Origin of the sequence: Planctomonas sp. JC2975, assembly GCF_012985205.1 — a bacterium.
In the GTDB taxonomy this organism is placed as follows: domain Bacteria; phylum Actinomycetota; class Actinomycetes; order Actinomycetales; family Microbacteriaceae; genus Humibacter.
Window position 1 is genome coordinate 244349 of record NZ_JABEKS010000004.1, and the last position, 20730, is coordinate 265078.

Below are 20730 nucleotides of genomic sequence, written 5' to 3' on the forward strand. Positions count from 1 at the left end.
CCTGAGCGTCGTCGACGGCCATGCTCGGCGCGCTGTCGGACGACCGTTGGATCGGGCCATGATTTATCTCGCCCGGCGATTAGCTAGCCTATCGTGCAATCTCCCAGGATTACGATACGCGTATGGATGCGCCCCGCGAACCGGACGTGCAGCACGCGAACGCGCTGCTCGATCCGCGCATCATCGATCCCGCGCAGGAGCTCGTGAGCCACGGCGGCTTGGCCGACGAGGAGATCGAGCAGATCGTGCGGGTGCTCGCCGGCATCAGAGACTGGCGGGAAGCCGAGCAGGAGATCGGATTCCGTTCCCGCAGCGACATGAAGCTCAACGAGACCGACATGAAGGCGCTGCGGTTCCTCGTCGCCGCGAAGAACCAGGGCACGATCGTCACCCCGAAACTGCTGAGCGATCACCTCGGCATCTCGACCGCTTCCACGACCAAGCTCCTGGACCGGCTTGCGGCGGCCGGCCACATCGAACGGGCGCCGCATCCGACCGATCGCCGCGCGCTCGTGATCACCATCACGCGCCGAACGCACGAACGGGTGCGCGACAGCGTGGGACGCACTCACGCCCAGCGCTGGGAGGTCGCGGCCTCACTCACTCCCGAGGAGCGGGAGGTGGTCATCGGCTTCCTCCAACGGCTCGCCGCCACGGCTCGGCCGACGACCGGCGACGGCGGGCAGCGAAGCGAGCCGGATCAGAGCGCCTGACGCAGCGCCTCGCCAGGGGTCGGTGCCGTCGGGATGTACGTGCATCCCTCGTAGAGCGGCCAGACCGCCCAGCCGTGCTGGTCGTTGCGATACAGGTAACCGAGCACGGTCTCGCCGCGCAGGATGTTCCACTGCTCGCCGTCTTCGGACTGCACCAGCGTGAACGGCGTGTTGTTCACGACAACGACCTGGCTGCCGGGCTGGGGCTGGAAGTTCTCAAGCATCGTGCTCGAATCATAAGCGGCGCGGATCCGGGCGCCGAATCCGCGCCCTCAGGCACCGGCGTCTCTCCCGGCGCCGTCGAGGAAGATCGCGAGAAGCGCAGCACTCGCCGACTCGACGCTCGGCTGCGATCCGGCGCTTCGCTTGATGGCGCCGTCCAGCAGATCGGAGTACGCGGCAAGGACTCGTGCACGCCGACTGACGACACGTGCACGCTTGCGATCCGTGCGGCACGACATCCGTCCGTCAGCCGCGGCGCTACCTGGCCTTCGTCAGCATCACTGCGGACGGCGGCGCCGGCACCTCGGGACGCAGCACGAAACCCGCAGCCAGGTACATCCGGTGATTGCGCGTACTGCGCTCACCGGTGAACAGCTCGAACCCGACCGCCTCGGCCGGCGCGACGCTCTGGATGTGGTCGAGCAGACGACGTCCGAGACCGGATCCCTGCAGATCGGGCGCGACCATCAGTCTGCCGATGTCCCACACCGGTCGGCCGTCCTCGCCTTCGGTGAGCCGTCCCCGTACCGACGCCACCAGGCGGGTACCCGCCCGGACGACATACGTGTCCCATCGCTCGATGTCGGACCGAACCTGGTCGAGACTTTCGTGCAGCGCCGGGATGTCGAGGGTCTCGTTGGCGAGCGCCTCCTGCACCCAGCATGCGCGCGTGAGAACGAGGAGCTCAGGGGCGTCGGCATCCGTCGCCGGGACGATTTCGAGGTCGGGCACGGGGACAGAGTAGAAGACGTCACCGTCGTCGTGCGATGCACGTACAGCCGGATGATCGGAGAGCTCCGGCTTGCCCCGGGTTGCCGATGGCGACGCGTCAGGCGTCGTGCGGTGCCTCAGACGGGTTGTCCGCACGAAGGCCCTCGCCCTGCGGCGGGACGGGGATTCCATCGAGTGCCCCGACGATCAGTTCGATGACCTTGGCCGCCACCTCGGTGTCGGCGGGCGTGAGCGTGTCGATCGCGCTCACGATCGTCGCATGATGGTCGTGGTACGCGCTGTCGACGAGTTCGATTGCCGCGTCCGTCGGGACGAGGAAGTGAGCGCGACGGTCCGTCGGATGACTCACGCGAACCAGGTATCCGCGCCCGACGAGCCGCTCGATCACGTTCGTCACCGTGGCGCTCGACGTGTTGAGCATCACGATGACGTCCTTGGGACTCATCCGTCGGTCGTCTCGTTGCGCCTGGACAAGATAGCGGAGCGCCGTGAAGTCGAGTGTGCCCAGCCGCGTCGAGTGGAGAGCACGGTCTGCCTGCGCGTTCTCGGCGCGCCGCAGGGCGAGGAGTGCGTCGCTCAGCGCTCGACCGCTCTCGGTCTTCGGCTGGGCGGCATACAGGTGTTCGCGTTCATGTCGGACAACGGTCTGCGGCACGACATCTCCCCCGGTCGGCGGTCAGTTCAGTCAACGAGCGCGAGGATGTCCTGCGACTCGGCCACCGTGGCACCCGAACCGATCAGTTCCCCTCGCGAGTTCCGCGCGAGGTAGCGATCGCTCGTGTGCTCGATGGTTCCGACGAAGTCCCCCTCCCGAGTGCCGACCCAGAGCCCCGTGTCGGCTTCTATCCACGTCGCACCATCAGCACCGAGGGCCCTGGTCGGGCGGTCGGGCATCGCGGCGGGCGCGCACTGGAAGACAGTCATCATCGAATCTCCTTCAGCATCATACTCTCACCATAGTTGTCTAAATCAGGAAGTGATACATCTAGTAAATCACTTGGGTTTCGTGATACACATGTCTTGGCATTGAAGCGGCGAGCAACTCCGCCCGCCCCTGAAGGAGGAGCACCCGATGGCAGTGTTCAACTACAACAACATGCTCCACGCCGACTTCGACGATCGGACGCTCGCGCATCTGGAGCGGGTGATAGTCGGCAAGATGCGACGGCACGAGTCGTTCCACTTCGCCTGGACCAGTGAAGAGGGAGCGCGCAGCGCCGTCTGGCTCAGCGATGGAATCCCACTGTCGTTCGAGTACGACGAGCCCGTGAGCGATATCAACCGGGCCTGGCTCGAGTCGTTGATGGCGTGCGCGTCCGGTACGAGCGGACTCACGATCGTGCCGGAGCCGGATGCCCTGGGCGAGCGCCCCGCCACAGTGCACCCCCTGACCCACGCAGCCTGAACGGAGACGACGATGAGCGAGACCGCAATGACCATGACGGCGATGCTCGAGGCATCCGACCCGATCGACGGGCCTGGCGCGATCCCGAAGCCGGCGGGCAGCGCGGTGTCCAACGCAGCGTGCGGGCTCGCACTCGTACCGAGCAGACGACCGTTGTGGCGGGGCGGCTGGCGCGACCTCTTCGCCGCCAGGCGGCACGAACAGCGAGACGCTCGGCGCGTCGGTCTCCTCGGCCGGCCCGCTGCGGCCTGAATCCCGTTGCCCAGGAATCGAGGAACTTACGGAAGCGAGGATGCCGTGGGAATCATGCTGTACGGACCGCAGGACGTCGAATTCGATGATCGCCTGCTGACACACCTCGAGATCGTGATCATCAACAAGTTCCGGCGCCACGAGTCCTTCCTGCTCACCTGGATCGACGACAGCTCCGTTGGCGGGGGGCGAGCATCGATGTGGATGGCTCGCGAGGTTCCCGTGTACTTCAAGTACCGCGGGTCGCGGGTGCCATCGCTGAATCCCCAGTGGCTGCGCGCCATGGAACTCGCCGCCGAAAGCCCGCGGGGGCTCCTCGTCGTGAACGAGGACGGCACCCCGGCCCGTGCGGGTCGTGCGCCAGGGCAGCGGACCGATCGGCCGGCCCGCAGGGAAGCGGTCGCGTAGCACGCCCGTCGACGCAGGCGCGGCGACGCCGCGTCAGATCCCGTCCGGGTCCAGGTTCAGCGTGGTGCCCTCGTAGAGGTACTGCTGGTCGCCGAACACCTGCAGGTTCGCGTTGAGCCAGATGAGGTCGGCGACCGAGATGCCGAAGCGGGCAGCGACGACATCCGTGATGTCGCCAGGCGCCACGACATAGCTCTTCGGCGCGCCGCCGGAAGTCGTGGCCGTCACCTTGCCGGTGGCGAAGGTGCGGGATCCCCCGTCAGCAGGATGCACGTTCGACTGCCGTACCGGAACGGACCACTTCACGGTGTTCACCGCGAGCACCTTGTTCGGTCCGAGTTCCACGGGCACACCGTCCGCGGATGCAGCGGAGGAATAGGTCACGATGGAGGTCAGATAGGACGGCTGGTCCTCCGACCCCAGGGATCCGGTCGACGACGTCGCCGTCGTGACGGGACCACCGAGCACGTGGTCGCCGACCCCATGCCAGGTCAGGCCGTCACCGACGTTCGGCGCGATGTCGATCAGTGTGACCGACACCGGGATCGGTACGGTCGACGTGAAGCCCGAGTACTGCGCCGTGTAGGTGTTGTCGCCGTTCGCGACGACCCGATAGTGGTAGTGGATGCTCCCCTTCGGCGAGGCGACGTCGCCCTCTGCCACGACCGTGCCGGCCGGAACGGGCAGCAGGGTCGGCGCGGGCTCCGGCGTGCTCGCCGGCTCAACGGTCGCGGGATGCGACAGCGCAGGGTTCGGAGCGGATGCCGTGGGTCGCGCGGTCTTGGTGGCGTGCGGCTTGTGCGTCGGCGTCCCATGCGCCGACGCGTTGCTCGCAGGCACGCACCCGGCGAGCGCGGCAAGGATGCTCACGGCGACGCCGACCGTGGCGACGCGTCGCCAGCGGGCCGAGCGCTTCGCACTGGGACCATTGCCACGAGACCGTCCGCCGACCACGATTCCTCCTGAGCCGCCGGCGCCGCACCGGCACTTCGAGCCGGGATGAATCCGGTTCCGACACCGTTCCAGGCTGATCAGACCCTAGTGGTCTACCCTTTGGGAGGGAAGCGATTTCCGCCGTCTGCTCGAAGGGCCGCCGCCCACTACGACTATCCGTTGCCTGTCCATGCAATAGCGACGAGACAGCGGCCCGACCTGTGACATCGGCGCCATGGCTCGAGTCGCCGAAGCATGATCGGATGTCCGGGTGCCGGAGTCGAGATCGGCCCTCAGTCGTGCCGCACGGCGTACCTGTGCATCACCACGCCGTTGCCGAATCCCTGCTGTTCCAGCAGATCGAGCTGGATCGTGCGAGGACCGCCGTCGAACAGCGGTCGTCCGGCACCGATGATGACCGGATGCTGGAACAGCAGCAGTTCATCCAGGATGCCCGCGTCGAGCAGTTGCGTCGCGAGCGTCGCGCCGCCGACGCCGATGTCTCCATCGGACTCGGCGCGAATGGCCGCGAGTTGTCGGATCGCGTCGTCGCCGCCGATGATCCGGGTGTTGTATTGCGCATCGGTGCGCGTGCGCGACACCAGCAACTTCGGTGCCGAGGTCCAGATCTCACCGTATTCGCGCATCACCGGGGACGCCGACTCGTCGGTGCGCGCGGCCGGCCAGTAGGACTCCATCGTCTCGTAGATGACGCGGCCCTCGACCATCGTCGTCATCGCCGCCGCACGTCTGTTGAACTCGCGGTGCAGCGGCTCGTCGATGCGTAACCAGTCGCCACCGCCCTGTTCACCAGGCGTCCGCTCGATGAAGAGATCGAGCGACGTGTTCATCCAGTACACGAATCGAGCGGGCATGGGCACCCCCAAGTGCATGCTGTCCCGGTGACGAGCCCGACCGGGCCGTCAGCGCCACCCTACGCGCGAGGATGCGACGCGTCAGTGTACGAGCGGCGCGAGCGTCTCGCCCAGAGCGGTCACGACGCCAGGTACATGGCCGTTGAACGGGGCGTTGACGACGACGCCGTCCACGCCTGCGCCGAGGATCGCCTCCTGGATGCGCTCGGCCAGAACATCCGCGGTTCCGACGAAGGCGCGGCTGCGTCGCTCCTCAGGAACTCTCGCCAGGATGGCATCCGCCTCGGCCTGCGTCTCCACCAAGGCAACGCTGGTGAGGTAGCTCGTGCGCAGCGTCGCAGGATCCCGGTCGATCTCCTCCGCCCGCTGCTTGAGCACCTGCACCTTGTGCGGCAGATCCTCGATGGCGCAGATGATGTTCATGTGGTCGGCGTAGCGCGCCGCGAGCCGGAACGTCTTCCGCTCGCCCTGGCCGCCGAGCATGATCGGGATGCTGTCCCTGAAGCGCGGCACGTTCATGGCCCCGTGCGCGCGGTACCACTTGCCGGTGAACTCCGGACGCTCGTCGCGCAGCATCGGATGGATGATCTGCAGCGCCTCGTCGAGCTTCTCGAAACGCTCGGTGAAGGTGTCGAAGTCGAAGCCGAGCTGCTGATGCTCGAGCTCGAACCAGCCGGCACCGATGCCCAGAATGGCGCGCCCATGGCTGATGACGTCCAGCGTGCTGACGGTCTTGGCCAGCATCGTCGGGTTCCGGTACGTGTTGCCCGTCACGAGCGCCGACAACTGGATCGTGCTGGTGGATGCCGCGAGCGCCGCCAACGTGGAGTAGGCCTCCATCATCGGCTGGTCAGGAGTACCGATGCCGGGGAGTTGGTAGAAGTGGTCCATCACGAGGACCGTGTCGAATCCGCTGGCCTCCGCGTCGCGCGCCTGAGCGAGCACTGTGTCGAAAAGCGTCTCGACGCCGCCCGGGTAGGTGAAGTTGGGGATCTGGTATCCGAGGGAAATCGTCACAGAAGTCACGCTAGGGCAGATTCCCCGCGCTGTGCAGGGTGGAGCGAAGCGAATCCATCGCGAGTCCGACGCCTGCTCCACGTCGTCTGTGACCTCGCCTGCTAGCTTCGTGGCCGTGTCACCGACCGACCCGCCGACGCTGTTTCTGACCGTCGGCCTTCCAGGAACCGGCAAGACCACTGCTGCCCGTCGCATCGAGGCGGAGCACGATGCGCTTCGGCTGACGAAGGACGAGTGGATGAAGGCGCTCTACGGTCGTGACAATCCGGAGGCGGCATCCGATGTCATCGAGGGCCGCCTGATCCAGATCGCCCTCCGAGCCCTCGAGCTCGGCATCAACGTCGTCATCGACTTCGGGTTGTGGGCGCGAGACGAACGATCCGCTCTGCGGCAGGCCGGAGCGGATGCCGGCGCGCGCGTCCAAGTCCTCTACTTCGCCGTTCCCCCTGCAGAGCAACGCCGGCGTCTCGACAAACGGTTGGCGGATACCCCGCACGTGACCTGGCCGATCTCGGATGACGAACTGGCCGAGTACGCCGCCGTCTTCGACGTCCCTTCCGCTGACGAAGTGGACGCGTCCGCTCCGATCGACAGTCCGCCAGCGGGATTCGCCGATTGGCACGAATGGATCGCCGCTCGCTGGCCCGCGACTGTGGCCTGAGCGGATGCCGGTGCCTAGGTCGAACTCAGACCGCGCGCTCATCCTCGAGTGTCTGATCGGCACGTGAGGTGGAGGCGACCTGGCGCGAGGGAGACAACAGCACGGTTGCGGCAATGCCGATGAGTGCGCCGACGACCTGAGCAGGCAGGAAAGCGAGCGCGGAGATCGGTGAGATTCCCGCGAAGCTGTCGGTGAAGATGCGTCCGATGGTGACGGCAGGGTTGGCGAAACTGGTCGAAGACGTGAAGAAGTACGCCGCGGCGATGTAGGCGGCGACCGCGACGGAGACGTTCTTGTGGGCGGCGCCGCGGGACAGGGTGAAGATCACGAGGACGAGTCCGGCGGTGGCGACGATTTCGGCAGCAAGATGCGCACTGGAGTACCGATCGGCTGTACTGATGGAGACCGGACTCCGGCCGAAGATCGTGTTCGCCAGGACGACTCCGAGAATCCCGCCGACGAACTGTGCCGGCAAGTAGCCGGCCAGATGTCTCCACGGTCGTCCGCCGAACACGGCATCGACGAGGGACACGACCGTGTTCAGGTGAGCGCCCGATACCGGGGCGAACACCGTGATGATCACATACAGCGCCAACCCGGTGGCGGCGGCGTTGATCGCCAGTTGCACTCCGGCATCCGCGGACAGCGAGGTCGCGGCAATCCCGGACCCGACCACGGCGAGCGTGAGCATTCCGGTCCCCAGAAACTCAGCAACGCATGCGCGCCAAAGCCGGTGTCGCCTGGTCATTCAGACCGTCGTCAGGAGCGTGGCGACCGAGTCCAGCGCGCCAGGAACGAGCCGATAGTAGTGCCAGGTTCCGCGCTTGCTGACGGAGAGGTAGCCGGCGTCGACCAGCACCTTCAGATGGTGCGAAACCGTGGGCTGGCTCAGGCCGAGGGGGTCGGTCAGGTCGCAGACGCACGCCTCAGCATCCGCCTGCGCCGCCACCATCGACATCAAGCGGATCCGGGCCGGATCCGCCAGCGCCTTCAACGACTTCGCCAGGGACTGGGCGTTGACCACGTTGATCGGCTCCCGCGTGATCGGCGCGCAGCACGCCTGCAGATCGCGGATCGGCAGCAGTTCGGTGACGGACATGATCCCAGTCTCGCACAACATTGACATTCGTCGATGTTTAATCGCAGACTGTGTCCATCGACACCCATCGATGAAAGGAGACGACGATGAACGGTTGTTGCGACCCCGACGAGGGATGCTGCGCGCCCGGCTGCTGCTGACCCTCACCCGGCCGCCGTGGTACAGATCCGGGGCGGCCGGTCCACACTCGACGAGAGGACTTCATGACCGACACACCCACGATCCTGTTCGTCTGCGTGCACAACGCCGGCCGCTCCCAGATGGCCGCCGGCTACGCCAGAACCCTCTCGCGTGGACGCATCCGAGTCCTCTCCGGGGGCTCCGAACCGGGCGATGCCATCAATCCCGTCGCCGTCCAAGCCATGGCCGAAGACGGCGTCGATATCACCGCAGCTGTCCCGCAGCTTCTGACCGCAGATCAGGTGCGCGAATCCGACGCCGTCATCACCATGGGCTGCGGCGACGCCTGCCCGATCTTCCCCGGAAAGCGCTACGAAGACTGGGAGCTCACCGACCCCGCTGGCAAACCCATCGACCAGGTCCGTCTTATCCGCGATGACATCAAGAGCCGGGTTGCAGCTCTGCTCGAGGAGCTCTTCGCAAGCTCATCGGAGTCAAGTGCCATCGACGCATGACCGTGATCACCCCGCGCCTCACGGTCTCAGGCGGCAAGGATGCCCGCGACTTCAGCCCTCGGACGCTGGGCGCCGAGGTCGTCGAACGAGGAAACGGCGCTGACGGCCGGATTTCACACGCGATGGTGGACGTCGGCGGCGCGAATCCGTTCCTCTCCCGCGAATACTCCCTCTGATCGGCTGCGCCAAGGATCGCGAGCACAAGCTCCAAGGGATGGCTCGCTCCCGCAACCGAATGCGGTTCAGCTCGTCGCCGTGGAGGGCGGCCAGTGCGGCGTATCGGGCATGGGAGTTGTACGGGTTGTACCGTCATGCGCATGAGCGCTCACCTGGGTGAGGATGTCGTCTTGTCGGATGACTCCGCGACGCGTCGGTCTCGCTTCTATCGATGGCTGGTCGATCATCTGGCGAAGTTCCCCGGTCGCGTCACGTTGGTCACTTTCGCCGCCGGTGTCGTGGTGGCCGTGATCGTTTCCGTGGTTGGCGGGGACGAAAGCCTGGTCACGGTGGCGGGCCTCGTCGCGACTCTGTGGGCGCTCTTCTTCGCGGTGATGATCTATCTGCTCACGGCCCGAGACACGGACAAGGTCCTCGACGAGATCTCGGAACTCCGTGAGCAGCTGGCGGAAGCACTCGCCTCTCCAGACGAGGAGGACCTGAGCGGTCAGACCGATGCCGCCCCGTCTGCGCCTGCGCCGGCGCCGGACACTCCGGAAGTTTCGACCGGCGGAGAACTAGATCGCCCCCGCGCCGGCGCCGGCGACGGGACCACCCGACCCGCACGAGAACCAGGATTCGCCGGGCAGCCGCGGCCACACGATCGTGGCGTCCCGCGGATCGCGGACGGCGCGACGCAGATCATGGAGGCTGTGCCGAGTGACCTCATCCAGACTTGGGCCTCCGCCACCGGCCTGACGGTCGACGATCTGGCACGAGCGTGGAGTCGGGATCCGCGAGCCGAGAAGCAGTGGGTGCTGGAGACACCGAACGGCGAACGATGGGTCGTCTTCAATCGAGGGGCCTCCCGCAACGGAGTGATCTCCCTGACCGACGCGCGCCACGGACGGCGCGGGCCGCGCCGCTGATCCACCGACACGTGGGTGTGTCGCGGCGGCGATATGCGTTCTCGAACCAGCACTGCAGCGACCACCGAGCCCTTCAACGGACGCCACCGAATCGAACCGATCATGTCAAGGTTCCTTGACATGATCGGGCTCGCTCCGTACTCTCGGAGTATGACAAGCGACCTTGACACGAAGAGGGAAACGCCAACCGAACGCCGACGCCGCCGGACCTTCCGCGTGCGGGTTTGGATCGGCACGGGATGCTATCTGCTCGCGAGCCTGGCGCTCTATCAGTGGGGACACGGAGACAACCCGTGGCGCATCGTGTGGGCGCTGCTGCCGGTGGCGTTCATGCTGTGGATCGTGGTCGTGACCGTGCTCAGGGTGCGTCAGATGGACGAATATCAGGTCAAGCTCTTCTTCCCCGGACTCGCGGTCGGCTTCACGGTCTCGGTGTTCTCCGCTCTCACGCTCGGAACCCTCAGTTCCGCCGGATACGACGTGCCGAACGCCGGATGGCCGGTCGCTCTCCTCGGGATCGTCGCGTGGGAGTTCACGAACCTCCTCGTCAAGGCACCCGTCGCCTGATGGACAACAGGATCCGCACGGAACGCGAACAACGCGAGTGGACCCAGGCCGGCCTTGCCGAACACCTTGAAGTGTCGCGACAAACGGTCGTCGCCCTCGAAACCGGCAAGTACGACCCCTCCCTTCCGTTGGCCTTCCGCATCGCCGGCCTCTTCGGCAAGCCCATCGAACAGCTCTTCTTCCCGACGGGCGTCCGAAACGAACAACGTCTCTAGGCCCTTGGACCAGGACGGCAGAACCGACCACGCACGGGAGAGCCGATCGTCCCAGCTCACGCTTCGCTGTCAGTCGACGTTGCGTGAGTCGATGTGGAACTCGTGAGCGTTGTCGTTGCTCTCGTCCAGACCGAAGCTGATGATGCGTTCCGGGGTGATGCGGATCATCGGTGACGCGTTCGCGCCGACGGTCGCTTCGGCGTGACCGCGGATCTCGACGCAGCGCGGCCGCCACGGCTGGGTGGAGGCGAGGTCGTCGACCACGAACGCGACGCGCCCGTTGTCGGCGACGTTGCGGTACTTGCGGCTGGCGTCCATGCGGAATCCGTACACGTCGATGGTCTGCGTGGCGGGGTTGTACTGGAATCCGACTGGGCTGACCTGCAGGGTTCCGTTCGGCTGCTGCGTCGCGATCCGGCCAAGGCGCTGCGTGGCGAGGTAGCGCAGTTCGCTGTCGGTGAAGATCATCGGGTCACTCCTTCGGCCGTGTGATCGATGGCGCAGCTCGTCATCGTCACGTCGTCGTTGCCGGCGAGCAGAATGGTCAGCAGCTCGCGCAGGGTCTGCTTTTGCGTGACGTCGAGCTGGTAGGCGAAAGGGCCGTGATGCTCGACGGCCTCTGAGACTGCGGACTTCAGCTCGGCGCCGGCATCCGTGAGCTCGAGGACCTTCACTCGACGGTCTCTTCCAGCGGTACGGACAACCAGGCCGCGGGTCTCCAGCTGGTCGGCGATGCTGGTCACATAGGACGGGTCGCAGCCCAGTTCGCTCGCGATCTCACGCATCGGGGTCCGTCCGTCGACCAGAAGGACCGTGCGGGCCAGGAGAACGGGAACATCGAGCTCCGCGATCGCCGCGGCGAAGTCCGCCCGTGCACGCTCAGACAGCTGGACCACCATGCGCGCCAGATCGCGCGCGTCCGACAGATCTGACATGCCTCCAGATTGTATATGAATTGTCAATAATTTAGTATTCAGGTAATCAGATTCTGAGTCCATGCGAACGAAGACCGGAGCAACCATGAGTTTCACGACGCCGAACGGGACGCACGGGATCACCATGAAGCCGAACCGCATCATGAAATGGTTCATGGCCCGCCAAGCCAAAGGAATCCGACGTGGGAAGACGACGATGATGGGCTTCACCGCCCTCGTCCTCATCACCGCCGGACGAAAGAGCGGGAACATCTATGAGACTCCCGTCGCGTACTGGTCCGAACCAGACGGAACGTGGTTGATCTGCGCCTCCGCCGCGGGCGCAACGAAGCACCCCTCGTGGTACAGGAACCTCGCCGCCGCACCCGACGAGGCGCGCGTCGTGATCGCCGGCGAGGAGATCCCCGTCTCGGCCGAGGAGCTCCACGGTGCTGAACGCGAAGCAGGATGGGAGCAGATCATCCACGAGGCCCCGCGCTTCGCCGACTACACCAAGAAGACCGACCGCGAACTTCCTGTCATCCGTCTCACACGACGCCTCAGCTGAGGCAACCCCTGCTCCGCACGACGACGACGCCCATCAGCGCCCCGAGGGGGCTGCTCGACAGGGATCCCCTACGCGGTCTGCGCCGGGGAGTCCTGACTGAACGTGTTCCACCAGCGGCCATCGCGCTGCACCCAGAGCGAACTGATGAACATGCGCTCCCCCGCGCGGTTGTTCGGCCGCCGATAGTCGGCGCGGTAGGAGAGCATCACCGTGTCGGCGGAGACGGCGATCAGCTTGGCATCCGCAATGGCGTAGGACGCGATGCTCGGCCCTTCGGCGATTTGGGCGACGTGATCGGCTCGCGTTGCGAATCCAGTCGGGTCGACCCCGAGGAAGTCGTCGGAAAGCAGGTTGCGATCCGCAGTCGCGTCCCCGTTGACCAGCGCATCCCAGACCTTCGACTCGAGGTCCACGAAGAACTGCGTGCTGCGTTCCTGCATCTGCCCACTATTCCACTGGCCACCCGTCGAAACACGTCGCGTATGCCCGCGAACGGATCGGTCAGTGGAGGGGAAAGTCGAGGGCGGATGCGAGTCCGCGAAGGTGGTGGGCGTCGATGAAGCCGTCGAGGTGCTCGACGAGTGCTCGCACCGCGGATGCGATCGAGCTGGGCTCGAGATCGACGGGTACGGTCATTGCCAGCGTGGACGGGATCGGTCGCTGTGCGTTTTCGAGGCTCACCGCGCCGAACTGCGGGAAGACCACGCCTTGGTCTGCTGCCAGGAGCCGGAAGTACAGATCCCTCCCCTCGTCGAGGCTGCGTAACGCCCGCCACCGGTTGCCTCTCGCCGAGTGCTTCATCGCATCGGCGGCAGCCAGACAGGCAGCGAAGGTCCACCGTCGCTTCTGGGCATCGTCCGGATCCCAGCGTGCGCGATCGATCGGCGCCTGCAATCGACGGTTCTTGTCCACGAGGGCGACAGCCTCGGGCGGAAGCCCTGCGCGTGCGGTCGACGGCATGACGACGAGAGAGAGTTGGCGCCCGTCACGGTAGACCGTGACCAGGTGAGTGGACTCGGATCCGAAGGGTTCACGGTACCCGGCGACCTTCTGACCGAACTCACCGATCGCTGCCTCGACATCGTCGAGACGGTTCGGCTCGCTCACGCCGATACCCGCATCCACGTCGGAACCCTCATCGCCGCCGCCACGGCCAAGAGAACCGGACAACTCCAACCATGACACCCATGGTGTTGAGCCGGCCCACCGAGTCAACGTGCGAACCAGCTCGATCGGCCCGTGCCGGCCCGTCTCATCCAGTGTCTGCGCCACGACAGCATTCTGACCCGCGTCGCAACACGGCGGCCCGCCCCTGACCGGCCGCTGGCCGATCGGGTTGCGTCCGTCGATGTGACACGGGCCGTGCATGACCACAGGGGTCGCACTTACGTGTCGCGGTTCACGGCACCGGGTGGTAGACCGAGCCTCGAACCTGAAGTCACGAGGCGGAGGGCGACCGGGGGTGACGGCGATGCCCAGCGAGGAAATGCAGAAGGTACTCGACACCCTGTTCGCGCGGCGCGCGGTGCGGGCCGGTGGGCCCGCACCGGCCTCCGTTGAGGAGGAGCGCGCAGGATTCGTTCCTGCGGACGTCCTGCATCCGATCCCCGCAGATGTCACGGTCACGGACGTCACGGTCGGGAGCGCTTCAGCTCATTGGCTGATTCCTCCCGGTGCCGACCCCGACCGAGTACTCCTGTTCCTGCATGGTGGCGGCTTTCAGTTCGGGTCTGTGCGAAGCGACGGCGAGCTCGCGTCGCGAATAGGTCGAGCCGCCGGCATGACGGTGCTCTTCCTCGAGTACCGGCTTGCGCCCGAGCATCCGTACCAGGCGGCGATCGACGATGTGATCGCGGCGTGGCGGTGGCTTCGCACGGAGCGCGGGCTCGATCCCGCGTCGATGGCGGTCGCCGGCGACTCGGCAGGCGGAGGGCTCGCACGTCTACCCGTTGACCCTCCACCTGAAGCCGCCGAGGCCACCGAACACGCGGGGGCCTTCCTCCGGCGGCACATCACCGGCGGCGCATGACCGTCGACACTCATCCCAGCAACTACGACAACCAGCAATCACCGGAGGTACACATGTCCGAGCTCCCACCGCCTCCCGAGGAGATCGTGCTCGCCCACTTCATCGTCTCGAACGATGTCGAGCGCTCTCGACGCTTCTACACCGAGGTGCTCGGTGGCCGAGTGGCATACTCCGGTCCAGGGGGACTCACTTACGTGGCGCTGGCGAATAGCTGGATCATCATCAACGTCGGCGGGGGCCCCACCGATGACAAGCCGGCCGTCACCCTGGCGGCACCGAGCGACCCCGACCTGGTCAGCAGCTTCCTCAATATCCGCGTCAAGGACATCGCGGCCGTGTACGCCGCATGGAGCGCCCGCGGCGCAGAATTCCTGACCCCACCGAAACAACACGAATACGAGATCCGCTGCTACATCCGCGATCCCGACGGTCACCTGATCGAGGTGGGGCAGACCACCGACACCAACGGAGACTGGGCACCGGTTCAGTGGCCATCGGATGTCCTCCCCGACCGGTAGCCACCTCGTCGCGTCAGGGATCGCGGGCGGGTGTCCGCAACAGATGGCTGCCTGCAGCGTTCGCGGTGGGTCGTCCATAGCCCGGGGTTCGGGCACGATCATGACGCCTCATCTATGTCCAGATCGCCCGCCCGTGCGATATGTTCAATGATTCAACATATGGTTCGCGACGCGATGAGGCTCGTAGAGGCGAGGAGGGCAGCGTGCAGGATTCGGAGGCAGGGGTGCATCAGGGCCCCGCCAACCCTCGTCGCTTCGCCGCGCTGCGCAACAAGGATTCGCGGCCGTATCTCTTCACCTCCGGGCTATCGATGATGGCCGACAACACCGAGCATGTGATCACGTATTGGGTGTTGTGGCAGACATTCCACTCACCGTTGCTCGTCGGGTTCCAGGTGATCAGTCACTGGTTGCCGTTCCTTCTGCTGTCTGTGTGGACGGGCACTCTCGCCGAGAAGTACGACTGTCGCAAGCTGATCCAGGCGGCGCAGCTCCTGTTCATGTTCGTTTCGGCTATGTGGGGCGTGCTGTTCCTCACGCACAGCCTGACGGTGTGGGAGGCGTGCATTCTTCTGGTGCTGCACGGAACCGCCGGGTCGCTGTGGTCACCGGCCGAACAGTTGATGCTGCACGACTACGCCGGGCGGGCCGAGCTGCCGAGCGCCGTGCGACTGAACGCAACGTTCCAGAGCCTGGGTATCCTCCTCGGCCCCGTCGTGGGGTCCGCTCTGCTGCTCTGGCTCGGGCCGACGGCCGGAATCTTCGTGAACGTGCTGATCTACCTGCCCATGACGATCCTGATGTGGCGAACTCCGTTCACCGGGCACACGCGGGACTCGGGGACCGTCGACGAGCGGCGCAGAGTCGGCTTCCGCGACACGATCAGGGTGTTGCGCAGCCTCCGCAGGAACCACACGATCATGGCCATGATCATCCTCTCGGGCCTCACCGCGATCACGATCGGGAACGCCCTGCAGGTGTCCATGCCCGTCTTCGCAGAGCGTCTGGGCGCAGGCGGTGAAGGCGGTCTGGCATACGGGATGCTGCTGTTCGCGATGGGGTTCGGCGGCGTGGCCGGCGGGATCCTGCTCGAGGCGACCGGCGTGTTGCGACCGACCGTGCGCGCCGCCGTGCTCTCGACCGTCGTCTTCGGCGCCGCCACCCTGGTCTTCGCGATCAGTGGCAGCTATGCGGTTGCTCTGGCGGCCCTCGTCCTTGCCGGTTGTGGAGAGATCGCCTCGCTATCGATCACGCAGAGCGTCGTGCAGCTGGAGGCAGCCCCCGGAGAGCGCGGGCGCACGCTCGGCGTCTACGGAATGTTCTCGAACGGCTTGCGCACCGGCGGCGGCGTCACCCTCGGCGTGCTCGGCGCGCTCGTCGGCGTCATCCCGACCATCGCGATCTTCGCGGCGTTGCTCGCCGCAGGCGCACTCTGCGCTTGGTGGTACGCCACCGCCTCACGAGCCGCATCCGACCCAGCCGAACCGCGAACCGAACCCGACTTGAATGCGTGAGCCGACGGGTCGCACGGGAGTCGAGGGCGCCGTCGCGGAAGGCGCTCAGGCCATGACTCCTTGGAGTGCTGCCCACTGCAGCAACATGATCGTCTTGCCGTCGACGATCGTCCCGTCGCTGATCATCTGAAGCGCTTCGCGGAACGACAGCTCAATGATCTCGATGTCCTCGCCCTCGTCCGCGACCCCTCCCCCAGCGGTGACTCGATCGGCTGGGGTATATGCAGCGGCGTAGAAGTGCACGCGTTCAGTGACGGAGCCGGGGCTCATGTATGCGTCGAACACGTGGGTCAGATCGCGCACCTGAACACCGAGTTCTTCACGAGTTTCCCGGCGAATCGCCGTCTCCGGGTCGTCCTCGTCGAGCAGGCCTGCGGCGGTCTCGATCAGCATGCCGTCCGGGTGGTCGTTCACATAGACGGGGAAGCGGAACTGCCTCGTCAGTAGGACCGTGCCACGTGTCGGATCGTAGAGCAGGATCGTCGCACCATTGCCTCGATCGTATGTTTCGCGCTGTTGAGTCGACCACAGGCCGTTGCGCCCGCGGATGTCGAAGGTCGTGCGCCGCAGTACGTGCCAGCCGTCCGATGTGATCTCGACATCGCGAATCAGGACGTCCGAGTTCCGGTCGAGGTTGCGGCCGACCTGGTCCAGGCCGGTGCGGCCGCGACTGTCAGGCAGATCGGCGCCAGGTGAGTTGCGCACGTTTCGACGGTAGCGCACGCGGCAAAACTCGATTCAACGGAGCAATCGAAGACGTGGACACGAGTCTCCACTGAGGCTCCCGACCCCGACTCCCGACCCCGACCCGTGCAAGAACCCCGCTGCTAAGCGACCAGCGGGTCGGGCGGTCACGCCGTTTAGAGTTTTGCGGTGACCCGCACGGATCGGCTTTACGCGCTCGTTGAGGAGCTCCGTGCCGCGGCGCCGGGTCGGCGCAGCGCGAGCTGGCTGGCGAACCGGTTCGAGGTGAGCGTTCGGACGATCGAGCGCGACATCGGTTCGCTCCAGGCCTCGGGCGTGCCGATCTGGGCGGATGCCGGGCGCACCGGCGGCTACACGATCGATGCCCACCACAGCCTGCCGCCGCTCGGCCTGTCCGTCGATGAAGCGTTCGCGATCATGGTGGGGCTCGGGCAGCTGGCATCGAGCCCGTTCCAGGGTGCCGCCCGCAGCGCGTCGCAGAAGATCCGCGCCGTCATGAGCGATGAGGACGTGCGTCGCGTCGTGGCCCTGACGGACCGCGTCCAGCTGTTGGAAGACGACGACCGCGCCGGCGCACCTCGACTACTTGCGGACGCGTTGCGGAGCAGAACTGTGCTGCGCATCCGCTATCGCGATGCGGGCGGAACCGAGACGACTCGTGACATCGAGGCCCTGGGCTACGTCGGGAAGGGACAGGATTGGTATCTCGTCGCCTGGTGCCGTCTGCGCGGCGGCGTGCGCGCCTTCCGCGGTGACCGTGTCATGGCAGCCGAAGCCACCGGCGAACGACCTCCGGCACGTGCGATCCGCGTGGAAGACCTGGGGATCCAGTACGGACGCCTGCGCCCGCTCGGCCCGGAATGACCCCGACGGCAATATCCGCAAACACCGACACGACGGTGTCGCCGGCGACGTCCAGCCTTGAAGCCGTATCCGCTTCACGAAAGGCACTCATGGAACTCGCATCCATCCGCATCATCACCCATGACGTGGAGAGGCTCACCGCCTTCTACGAACATGTCACCCAGCGCACCGCGACCAGACCAGCGCCGGTGTTCGCCGAGATCCGTACCGATCGGGCCACCCTCGCCATCGGCGACGTCACGACCGTCGGCATGCTGGGAGCCGCCGCACCCGCTCCCGGCCACCCCTCCGGCATCATCATCGAGTTCCTCGTGGATGATGTCGACGACGAATTCGCCCGACTGCGCCCGAATCCCGACGACGTCGCCCTCCCGCCGACGACCATGCCGTGGGGCAACCGCTCCGCAGTCTTCCGCGACCCCGACGGCAACACAGTCAATCTCTTCACGCGACCCGTCGTAGCCTCTCCCGAACCGATCGTGTCGCATCCATCGCAGGGTTGAGGACGTTTCGGAATGCGATCGGGCGCTGCATGCCAGGGGGCTGGCGGGGGGATGATCGTGGTATGGCCGTCGTCAGCATTGTGGTGTGGCATGTGGTGATGGGATGACCGACGTCGCAGAGGTGAGGCTGCGGGCACGCTCCGGCATCTGGGTGGCGGTGGTGGTGTGGGCCCTGGCCGTGTTCAGCGTCGGGTCGCTTCTCGTGCAGGAGGAATGGGTCGCCTTCCTTCGGGCACTCCCCATCGGGCTGTTCCTGGCCCTCGCGGCGTGGATGCTGTTCGTGCGGCCGGAGATCATCGTGCGGCCCGACGGGGTGGTGCTGGTCAACACCGTGCGCGATATCCGCATCCCGTGGAACTCGGTCACCGACGTTCGGGCCGGGTACACGCTCGTGGTCGAGACTCGGACCGGACGCTTCCGGGCGGCGGCCGGTATCGGCGGACGTACGGCGAACGTGCCCAACTTCCAGACGAATGCCCGCGGCCTGGGCGTGAGATCCCTCGGAGCCGACCAACTCGACGGCCGCGAACAGCAGGCCGAGAACGAAAAGTTGGCCGACGAGCTGGATGCCGATGAGGAGAGCCGGGCGCTTCCGAGGATCATCGACGCCGAACTGCTGGCGGAAGCGCCGGCCACCACCGTCGACGCCATCCGCAGCGGATGGCGACGGGCAACCTGGCAGGGTTCGGCGGCGGCCGACGACGTCACCATCCGCTGGCGGACGGGGTGGATCGCGATCCTCGTGCTGCTGGCGATCGCGTCGGTGGTGGCACTGGTCGCCTGAACCTGATCGCGTTCGTGCCTACTCGCACGTCCGGCGCATCAGATCAGACGCCTCACCTGCTGGGGCCAGCCGCACGCGACGGCGATCTTTCCCGCCCACATCTTCGCGGCGTCATCGTCGGCGACATCGATGATCGTCAGCCCGCCGATGTGCTGCTCGGTCGCCGCGATGAGTCCTCGATCGATCTCGAGTGCGCCGCCGGTCGCGTCGGCGCCGAAGGCATTGTCGACGTTCTCGTCAACGCCGCCGGCGCACACATAGACGCCGGCGTCCTTCGCCTCCTCGACGACGGCGTTCGCGAGCGAGCCCCGGCTCGCGAACCACTCATAGCTGTGATCGCCGACCCACTGCTGGTTGAAGTAGATGATGTAGTGAGGCATGCCCGTCCCCCATCGAGATGTCGTGGCCGCGGGAAGGTGAAACGCAGACAGTCCAAGGATTCACAGTCCCAGCCGTGCACGTCAACACCGGCTCATCCGTCCGACAACCGATCCTTTTGCGCCTCTCGGGTCCGCGGCGCTGTTGCTAGCAGCCGTTTCCGACGCAGAAGTTTCCGATTCGAGTAGTCCCGTCGGATGTGTACACCGGGATGTTTATGGCCTGGTTGTGGGGACCGCCCATGAACCGATCGGTTTGCGACTGTTTGGCCGTCGCGAGCGTCGTGGTGGCGCTGATATCGGGGGTAGCCGCTCTGGTCGGTGACTACCGCGAATGGTTGTCGAGGAAGGTGTCGATGACTCTCCAGGTTGCTTCTGGAGCCTCCATGTGTGGGAGGTGTCCGGCTTCAGCGATCTGGGCGAATTCTGCCGTTGGGATTGCGCTGGCGACTGCCCGTCCGTAGTCCGGGGTGACCACGCGATCGCTTTCACCCCAGACAAAGAGGGTGGGGACGTCGATGAGGCCGAGGCGTGCGAGCAGGTCGGGATCGCTCATCTGTGCGCCTGCTATGGCGGCCATGGTCTGCGCATTGGCTTGTTGAGTGACGCGTTGCTGATCGGTAAGCGTGGCCGGATCGCGATAGCCCCGTTCGGGGTTGTGCCAGGCCACTTCGGCAAGTGCACGTGCGTCGAGCGCGAAGAAATCAGCGATGGTCTCGCCTTCCACGACCGCTCCAACGCCATCGATATTGATCACGGCGACGATGAGCCCGGCATACCGATCCTCGGAGCTGGCCTGGAGCGCCATCTCCAGCGCGATCCATCCGCCGATGGAGGACCCGATCAGTACGACGTCATGCGCGCCTTGTTCGAGCAGATGCGCGAGGTAGCTGGAGGCGAGTTGCGCGACTGAGCTGATCGAGTGCGGTCTCGCGGTTCCGTCCCAGCCCGGGTGGGTGGGAGCGACGGCATGCATCGTTGCGGCGAGATGCCGAACGATGGGTGCTACAGTCTGCGGCCCACCTCCGCCATGTAAGACCAGGGCGGAGCCGGTCCGAGGGTCTCCGGCCTCGAAGATGGGAACGCTGTCTGGAAACAATGCCGTCACAGAAAACTCCATATCAACATCTTTATT

General features: G+C 65.9%; 34 protein-coding genes. 17 read left to right on the plus strand and 17 right to left on the minus strand.

Annotated features, from left to right (window positions below; translation table 11 throughout):
* The first annotated feature begins 122 nt into the window (after positions 1-122).
* Complete coding sequence (locus HII28_RS19095) at positions 123-713, plus strand: MarR family transcriptional regulator (protein ID WP_170027446.1); 591 nt, start codon at positions 123-125, stop codon at positions 711-713.
* Here the strand turns inward: HII28_RS19095 and HII28_RS19100 are convergent.
* The 5 genes from HII28_RS19100 to HII28_RS19120 form a co-directional block, all read right to left on the minus strand.
* On the minus strand, positions 701-937 hold the full coding sequence (locus HII28_RS19100) for a hypothetical protein (RefSeq protein WP_170027447.1): 237 nt from the start codon (positions 935-937) through the stop codon (positions 701-703). The genes HII28_RS19095 and HII28_RS19100 overlap by 13 nt on opposite strands.
* A 48-nt stretch (positions 938-985) precedes the next feature.
* Complete coding sequence (locus HII28_RS19105) at positions 986-1174, minus strand: hypothetical protein (RefSeq protein WP_170027448.1); 189 nt, start codon at positions 1172-1174, stop codon at positions 986-988.
* A gap of 19 nt (positions 1175-1193) precedes the next feature.
* Positions 1194-1667: a GNAT family N-acetyltransferase gene (locus tag HII28_RS19110; RefSeq protein ID WP_205865088.1), complete on the minus strand. Its 474-nt coding sequence runs from the start codon at positions 1665-1667 to the stop codon at positions 1194-1196.
* 97 nt (positions 1668-1764) lie between these two features.
* Positions 1765-2322 (minus strand): MarR family transcriptional regulator, encoded by a 558-nt coding sequence (locus tag HII28_RS19115; RefSeq protein ID WP_170027450.1) that lies wholly within the window; start codon positions 2320-2322, stop codon positions 1765-1767.
* 26 nt (positions 2323-2348) lie between these two features.
* Positions 2349-2594: a hypothetical protein gene (locus HII28_RS19120; RefSeq protein ID WP_170027451.1), complete on the minus strand. Its 246-nt coding sequence runs from the start codon at positions 2592-2594 to the stop codon at positions 2349-2351.
* Between the two features lie 145 nt (positions 2595-2739).
* Here HII28_RS19120 and HII28_RS19125 point away from each other — a divergent pair, with 145 nt between their 5' ends.
* From HII28_RS19125 to HII28_RS19135, 3 genes are read left to right on the plus strand one after another with little or no spacing between them, the layout of a single operon-like run.
* Entirely contained in the window at positions 2740-3072 is a 333-nt protein-coding gene (locus HII28_RS19125; protein WP_170027452.1) for an ATP-dependent DNA ligase, read from the plus strand.
* A gap of 12 nt (positions 3073-3084) precedes the next feature.
* Positions 3085-3324 carry a hypothetical protein gene (locus tag HII28_RS19130; RefSeq protein ID WP_170027453.1) on the plus strand — a complete coding sequence of 80 codons (240 nt, stop codon included), beginning with the start codon at positions 3085-3087 and terminating at the stop codon, positions 3322-3324.
* A 54-nt stretch (positions 3325-3378) separates the two neighbouring features.
* Complete coding sequence (locus tag HII28_RS19135) at positions 3379-3732, plus strand: hypothetical protein (protein WP_170027528.1); 354 nt, start codon at positions 3379-3381, stop codon at positions 3730-3732.
* Between the two features lie 33 nt (positions 3733-3765).
* On the opposite strand, the gene HII28_RS19140 is transcribed toward HII28_RS19135, so the two are convergent.
* From HII28_RS19140 to HII28_RS19150, 3 genes are all read right to left on the minus strand, one after another.
* The gene (locus tag HII28_RS19140) at positions 3766-4686 is read right to left on the minus strand and encodes a LysM domain-containing protein (RefSeq protein WP_170027454.1); all 921 of its coding nucleotides are present in this window, start codon (positions 4684-4686) and stop codon (positions 3766-3768) included.
* A gap of 272 nt (positions 4687-4958) precedes the next feature.
* Positions 4959-5540: a dihydrofolate reductase family protein gene (locus HII28_RS19145; RefSeq protein ID WP_170027455.1), complete on the minus strand. Its 582-nt coding sequence runs from the start codon at positions 5538-5540 to the stop codon at positions 4959-4961.
* A gap of 81 nt (positions 5541-5621) precedes the next feature.
* Positions 5622-6557 carry an LLM class F420-dependent oxidoreductase gene (locus HII28_RS19150; protein WP_170027456.1) on the minus strand — a complete coding sequence of 312 codons (936 nt, stop codon included), beginning with the start codon at positions 6555-6557 and terminating at the stop codon, positions 5622-5624.
* Positions 6558-6672: 115 nt separating this feature from the next.
* Here HII28_RS19150 and HII28_RS19155 point away from each other — a divergent pair, with 115 nt between their 5' ends.
* Positions 6673-7218: an ATP-binding protein gene (locus tag HII28_RS19155; RefSeq protein ID WP_346769416.1), complete on the plus strand. Its 546-nt coding sequence runs from the start codon at positions 6673-6675 to the stop codon at positions 7216-7218.
* Positions 7219-7243: 25 nt separating this feature from the next.
* Here the strand turns inward: HII28_RS19155 and HII28_RS19160 are convergent, their stop codons facing one another.
* On the minus strand, positions 7244-7966 hold the full coding sequence (locus tag HII28_RS19160; protein ID WP_170027457.1) for an aquaporin: 723 nt from the start codon (positions 7964-7966) through the stop codon (positions 7244-7246).
* Positions 7967-8317, minus strand: a complete 351-nt coding sequence (locus HII28_RS19165) for a metalloregulator ArsR/SmtB family transcription factor (RefSeq protein WP_170027458.1) — start codon at positions 8315-8317, stop codon at positions 7967-7969.
* Between the two features lie 203 nt (positions 8318-8520).
* Between HII28_RS19165 and HII28_RS19170 the strand changes: the two genes are divergently transcribed.
* From HII28_RS19170 to HII28_RS19190, 5 genes are all read left to right on the plus strand, one after another.
* On the plus strand, positions 8521-8952 hold the full coding sequence (locus HII28_RS19170; protein ID WP_170027459.1) for an arsenate reductase ArsC: 432 nt from the start codon (positions 8521-8523) through the stop codon (positions 8950-8952).
* Positions 8949-9128, plus strand: a complete 180-nt coding sequence (locus tag HII28_RS19175; RefSeq protein ID WP_170027460.1) for a hypothetical protein — start codon at positions 8949-8951, stop codon at positions 9126-9128. The genes HII28_RS19170 and HII28_RS19175 overlap by 4 nt, the downstream gene beginning before the upstream one ends.
* Before the next feature lie 141 nt (positions 9129-9269).
* A complete protein-coding gene (locus HII28_RS19180) occupies positions 9270-10037 on the plus strand; it encodes a hypothetical protein (protein WP_170027461.1) in 768 nt (255 codons plus the stop codon).
* A 150-nt stretch (positions 10038-10187) separates the two neighbouring features.
* Complete coding sequence (locus tag HII28_RS19185; RefSeq protein WP_170027462.1) at positions 10188-10604, plus strand: hypothetical protein; 417 nt, start codon at positions 10188-10190, stop codon at positions 10602-10604.
* On the plus strand, positions 10604-10819 hold the full coding sequence (locus HII28_RS19190) for a helix-turn-helix transcriptional regulator (protein ID WP_170027463.1): 216 nt from the start codon (positions 10604-10606) through the stop codon (positions 10817-10819). Before HII28_RS19185 ends, HII28_RS19190 begins: the two co-directional genes overlap by 1 nt.
* 69 nt (positions 10820-10888) lie before the next feature.
* Here the strand turns inward: HII28_RS19190 and HII28_RS19195 are convergent, their stop codons facing one another.
* Positions 10889-11287 carry a PPOX class F420-dependent oxidoreductase gene (locus HII28_RS19195; protein ID WP_170027464.1) on the minus strand — a complete coding sequence of 133 codons (399 nt, stop codon included), beginning with the start codon at positions 11285-11287 and terminating at the stop codon, positions 10889-10891.
* Positions 11284-11964, minus strand: a complete 681-nt coding sequence (locus HII28_RS20770) for a MarR family transcriptional regulator (RefSeq protein WP_346769417.1) — start codon at positions 11962-11964, stop codon at positions 11284-11286. Before HII28_RS20770 ends, HII28_RS19195 begins: the two co-directional genes overlap by 4 nt.
* Here HII28_RS20770 and HII28_RS19205 point away from each other — a divergent pair.
* Positions 11951-12301 (plus strand): nitroreductase/quinone reductase family protein, encoded by a 351-nt coding sequence (locus HII28_RS19205; protein ID WP_240978397.1) that lies wholly within the window; start codon positions 11951-11953, stop codon positions 12299-12301. The two genes, HII28_RS20770 and HII28_RS19205, sit on opposite strands and share 14 nt — an antisense overlap.
* Positions 12302-12369: 68 nt before the next feature.
* Here the strand turns inward: HII28_RS19205 and HII28_RS19210 are convergent, their stop codons facing one another.
* Positions 12370-12741 (minus strand): nuclear transport factor 2 family protein, encoded by a 372-nt coding sequence (locus HII28_RS19210; RefSeq protein ID WP_170027467.1) that lies wholly within the window; start codon positions 12739-12741, stop codon positions 12370-12372.
* Between the two features lie 61 nt (positions 12742-12802).
* On the minus strand, positions 12803-13573 hold the full coding sequence (locus HII28_RS19215) for a hypothetical protein (protein WP_170027468.1): 771 nt from the start codon (positions 13571-13573) through the stop codon (positions 12803-12805).
* Positions 13574-13772: 199 nt separating this feature from the next.
* Here HII28_RS19215 and HII28_RS19220 point away from each other — a divergent pair, with 199 nt between their 5' ends.
* From HII28_RS19220 to HII28_RS19230, 3 genes are all read left to right on the plus strand, one after another.
* On the plus strand, positions 13773-14330 hold the full coding sequence (locus HII28_RS19220) for an alpha/beta hydrolase fold domain-containing protein (protein WP_240978398.1): 558 nt from the start codon (positions 13773-13775) through the stop codon (positions 14328-14330).
* Positions 14327-14848: a VOC family protein gene (locus tag HII28_RS19225; protein ID WP_240978399.1), complete on the plus strand. Its 522-nt coding sequence runs from the start codon at positions 14327-14329 to the stop codon at positions 14846-14848. The genes HII28_RS19220 and HII28_RS19225 overlap by 4 nt, the downstream gene beginning before the upstream one ends.
* A gap of 203 nt (positions 14849-15051) precedes the next feature.
* Positions 15052-16362 (plus strand): MFS transporter, encoded by a 1311-nt coding sequence (locus tag HII28_RS19230; RefSeq protein WP_346769418.1) that lies wholly within the window; start codon positions 15052-15054, stop codon positions 16360-16362.
* A gap of 45 nt (positions 16363-16407) precedes the next feature.
* On the opposite strand, the gene HII28_RS19235 is transcribed toward HII28_RS19230, so the two are convergent.
* Complete coding sequence (locus tag HII28_RS19235) at positions 16408-17067, minus strand: NUDIX domain-containing protein (protein ID WP_170027470.1); 660 nt, start codon at positions 17065-17067, stop codon at positions 16408-16410.
* Between the two features lie 168 nt (positions 17068-17235).
* Between HII28_RS19235 and HII28_RS19240 the strand changes: the two genes are divergently transcribed.
* The 3 genes from HII28_RS19240 (at position 17236) to HII28_RS19250 (ending at position 19218) form a co-directional block, all read left to right on the plus strand.
* The gene (locus HII28_RS19240; RefSeq protein WP_170027471.1) at positions 17236-17931 is read left to right on the plus strand and encodes a YafY family protein; all 696 of its coding nucleotides are present in this window, start codon (positions 17236-17238) and stop codon (positions 17929-17931) included.
* An 89-nt stretch (positions 17932-18020) separates the two neighbouring features.
* On the plus strand, positions 18021-18434 hold the full coding sequence (locus HII28_RS19245) for a VOC family protein (RefSeq protein WP_170027472.1): 414 nt from the start codon (positions 18021-18023) through the stop codon (positions 18432-18434).
* Positions 18435-18537: 103 nt separating this feature from the next.
* Complete coding sequence (locus HII28_RS19250) at positions 18538-19218, plus strand: PH domain-containing protein (RefSeq protein WP_170027473.1); 681 nt, start codon at positions 18538-18540, stop codon at positions 19216-19218.
* Positions 19219-19256: 38 nt separating this feature from the next.
* On the opposite strand, the gene HII28_RS19255 is transcribed toward HII28_RS19250, so the two are convergent.
* Both HII28_RS19255 and HII28_RS19260 read right to left on the minus strand, forming a co-directional pair.
* The gene (locus HII28_RS19255) at positions 19257-19598 is read right to left on the minus strand and encodes a YciI family protein (protein ID WP_170027474.1); all 342 of its coding nucleotides are present in this window, start codon (positions 19596-19598) and stop codon (positions 19257-19259) included.
* A 322-nt stretch (positions 19599-19920) separates the two neighbouring features.
* Entirely contained in the window at positions 19921-20715 is a 795-nt protein-coding gene (locus tag HII28_RS19260) for an alpha/beta fold hydrolase (RefSeq protein ID WP_170027475.1), read from the minus strand.
* Between the last annotated feature and the right edge of the window lie 15 nt (positions 20716-20730).

What these genes read in the sequence shown, in the direction of transcription:
- HII28_RS19095 (WP_170027446.1), top strand. Translation starts at nt 123, where the DNA reads ATGGATGCGCCCCGCGAACCGGACGTGCAGCACGCGAACGCGCTGCTC.
- HII28_RS19100 (WP_170027447.1), bottom strand. Translation starts at nt 937, where the DNA reads ATGCTTGAGAACTTCCAGCCCCAGCCCGGCAGCCAGGTCGTTGTCGTG.
- HII28_RS19105 (WP_170027448.1), bottom strand. Translation starts at nt 1,174, where the DNA reads ATGTCGTGCCGCACGGATCGCAAGCGTGCACGTGTCGTCAGTCGGCGT.
- HII28_RS19120 (WP_170027451.1), bottom strand. Translation starts at nt 2,594, where the DNA reads ATGATGACTGTCTTCCAGTGCGCGCCCGCCGCGATGCCCGACCGCCCG.
- HII28_RS19125 (WP_170027452.1), top strand. Translation starts at nt 2,740, where the DNA reads ATGGCAGTGTTCAACTACAACAACATGCTCCACGCCGACTTCGACGAT.
- HII28_RS19130 (WP_170027453.1), top strand. Translation starts at nt 3,085, where the DNA reads ATGAGCGAGACCGCAATGACCATGACGGCGATGCTCGAGGCATCCGAC.
- HII28_RS19135 (WP_170027528.1), top strand. Translation starts at nt 3,379, where the DNA reads ATGCTGTACGGACCGCAGGACGTCGAATTCGATGATCGCCTGCTGACA.
- HII28_RS19145 (WP_170027455.1), bottom strand. Translation starts at nt 5,540, where the DNA reads ATGCCCGCTCGATTCGTGTACTGGATGAACACGTCGCTCGATCTCTTC.
- HII28_RS19160 (WP_170027457.1), bottom strand. Translation starts at nt 7,966, where the DNA reads ATGACCAGGCGACACCGGCTTTGGCGCGCATGCGTTGCTGAGTTTCTG.
- HII28_RS19165 (WP_170027458.1), bottom strand. Translation starts at nt 8,317, where the DNA reads ATGTCCGTCACCGAACTGCTGCCGATCCGCGATCTGCAGGCGTGCTGC.
- HII28_RS19170 (WP_170027459.1), top strand. Translation starts at nt 8,521, where the DNA reads ATGACCGACACACCCACGATCCTGTTCGTCTGCGTGCACAACGCCGGC.
- HII28_RS19175 (WP_170027460.1), top strand. Translation starts at nt 8,949, where the DNA reads ATGACCGTGATCACCCCGCGCCTCACGGTCTCAGGCGGCAAGGATGCC.
- HII28_RS19180 (WP_170027461.1), top strand. Translation starts at nt 9,270, where the DNA reads ATGAGCGCTCACCTGGGTGAGGATGTCGTCTTGTCGGATGACTCCGCG.
- HII28_RS19185 (WP_170027462.1), top strand. Translation starts at nt 10,188, where the DNA reads ATGACAAGCGACCTTGACACGAAGAGGGAAACGCCAACCGAACGCCGA.
- HII28_RS19190 (WP_170027463.1), top strand. Translation starts at nt 10,604, where the DNA reads ATGGACAACAGGATCCGCACGGAACGCGAACAACGCGAGTGGACCCAG.
- HII28_RS19195 (WP_170027464.1), bottom strand. Translation starts at nt 11,287, where the DNA reads ATGATCTTCACCGACAGCGAACTGCGCTACCTCGCCACGCAGCGCCTT.
- HII28_RS19205 (WP_240978397.1), top strand. Translation starts at nt 11,951, where the DNA reads ATGATGGGCTTCACCGCCCTCGTCCTCATCACCGCCGGACGAAAGAGC.
- HII28_RS19210 (WP_170027467.1), bottom strand. Translation starts at nt 12,741, where the DNA reads ATGCAGGAACGCAGCACGCAGTTCTTCGTGGACCTCGAGTCGAAGGTC.
- HII28_RS19220 (WP_240978398.1), top strand. Translation starts at nt 13,773, where the DNA reads ATGCCCAGCGAGGAAATGCAGAAGGTACTCGACACCCTGTTCGCGCGG.
- HII28_RS19225 (WP_240978399.1), top strand. Translation starts at nt 14,327, where the DNA reads ATGACCGTCGACACTCATCCCAGCAACTACGACAACCAGCAATCACCG.
- HII28_RS19245 (WP_170027472.1), top strand. Translation starts at nt 18,021, where the DNA reads ATGGAACTCGCATCCATCCGCATCATCACCCATGACGTGGAGAGGCTC.
- HII28_RS19250 (WP_170027473.1), top strand. Translation starts at nt 18,538, where the DNA reads ATGACCGACGTCGCAGAGGTGAGGCTGCGGGCACGCTCCGGCATCTGG.
- HII28_RS19255 (WP_170027474.1), bottom strand. Translation starts at nt 19,598, where the DNA reads ATGCCTCACTACATCATCTACTTCAACCAGCAGTGGGTCGGCGATCAC.
- HII28_RS19260 (WP_170027475.1), bottom strand. Translation starts at nt 20,715, where the DNA reads ATGGAGTTTTCTGTGACGGCATTGTTTCCAGACAGCGTTCCCATCTTC.